2 protein-coding genes are annotated in these 1,708 nt (G+C 78.4%); one reads left to right on the top strand and one right to left on the bottom strand.

Features of this window, described 5'->3' with window-relative positions:
• On the top strand, positions 1 to 409 hold a 409-nt coding region (locus ACYVJ4_RS18630; protein WP_460461536.1), incomplete at its 5' end, for a metallopeptidase family protein.
• A 33-nt stretch (positions 410 to 442) separates the two neighbouring features.
• Here the strand turns inward: ACYVJ4_RS18630 and ACYVJ4_RS18625 are convergent.
• Positions 443 to 1,708 (bottom strand): DUF5719 family protein (locus tag ACYVJ4_RS18625; RefSeq protein ID WP_460461535.1); only part of this gene is annotated, 1,266 nt, incomplete at its 5' end.

The following is a 1,708-nucleotide window of genomic DNA, read 5'->3' as shown; positions in this document are numbered from 1 at the left end:
GCCGCGACGCCGCGACCGCCGCGGCCGGGGCCTGCGGGGACCGCTCGCGCCGGCCGACCTGCCGGCGCACCGCACCCGCCGCGAGCAGTTCGACGACCTGGTGCTGGACGCCGCCGAGCGCCTCGAGGGCCGCTGGTCGCGCGAGCTGGACGGCGTCGAGTTCGCGGTCGAGGACGTGCCGCCCAGCGACCCCGCGCCGTGGGAGCACGGCGAGGTGCCGCTGGGACGGCTGTTCCCGGCGTCCGGGCCGCACCCGCCGCGGATCGTCGTCTACCGGCGCCCGGTCGAGACGCGCGCGCCCGACACCACGGCCCTCGCGCCGCTCGTGCACGAGGTCGTGGTCGAGCAGGTCGCGCACCTGCTCGGGCTCGAGCCGGCGCAGGTCGACCCGCGCTTCGGCGAGGACTGATCCGCCGAGCAGCGCGGCCGGCGTCCAGTCGCGTCAGCCGGCGGCGGGCGCGACCTCGGCCGGCACCCGGGTGAGCGTCACCTGGCGCAGCGGGCCGGTGGTGACCATCGGGCCGGCGTCGGTGTCGTGGGTGAAGAACCGCGCGGCGACCAGCTCGCCGCTGCCGGCCGCGGGACGCAGCCAGACCGCCGAGCCCTGCACGGGCACCACCTTGGTCGTCCCGCCGGTGACCTGCACGGCCGTGCTGGTCGTGGTGCCGTCGGCGCCGGTGGTGACGACGTCCAGCGCGGCGTCGGTGCGCGGCGCCGTGAGGACCAGCTCCGTGCGGCTGCTGTCGAGCGTCGCGCGCGCCAGGCCCGCGAGCGAGGTGATGACGTCGCTGGACGCCGACCAGGCGAGCTCGGCCGGGCCGGTGGTTCCGGTGCGGCGCTGCACGAGCGCGCCGGCGACCACCGGGACGTCGGCCGTGACCTCGACGGCGTAGGCGCCCGGTGGCACCGTCGACAGGTCGAGGTCGTGGCTGCTGCCGGCGGGCACCCGGACCACGCCGCCGTCGGGCAGCTCGACCTGGCCCTTCTCGCCGTACAGGCGCACCTGGGTGACGGCCTCGGTGGCGCCGGGCACGGCGATCCGCAGCGCCGCCGCGCCGGTGACCCGCACGCCCGGGACGAGCACGCGGGTGGCGGGTGGCAGCGAGGCCACGACGTCGTCGGTGCCCCGCGGCGTGGTGCCCTCGAGCCAGGCGTCCTGCAGCACGGCGCCGACCGACCCGCCGGTGCTGCGCACGTGCACGACCGGGGCCTCGGCACCGGGGGCGAGCGCGTCGAGCAGCAGCACCGTGCGCGAGTGCGGCTTGAGCGCCACGGTGCTGCCGGTGGACCGCTCGGTGGTGCCCCGCGCGGTCAGCACGTCGACGCTGACCTCGGTCGTGGCCTCGTGCGGGTTGCTGAGCACCAGGCGGCCACGGCGTCCGACCTCGCTGCCGCCGCCGACCAGCCAGACGTCGTCGGACGGCGCCAGGCAGGTCGCGCTCGACAAGCCGCGCAGGTCGCCGTCCGACGTGGTCGTGACCTGCTCGGCCACGACGCCGGGCGCGGCGTCGTCGGTGGCCTCGAGCACGGGCGAGAGCGGTCGGCCGGTGCCGGCGCGCACGCGGGCCCCGCCGTCGGGTTCAGAGGTGGCCTCCTGGAGCGCGTGCCCGCCGCCCGCGGTGAAGGCCAGCTGCCCGGACGACGCGGGCGTGCTGCCGCTCGGGGCGGGTCGCAGCTCGCGCGGGGCGGTGGCGGCGGCGACGGTGGC

The sequence above is a fragment of the Angustibacter peucedani genome, from assembly GCF_054779595.1.
This window is presented reverse-complemented; position numbering and strand designations above follow the sequence as displayed.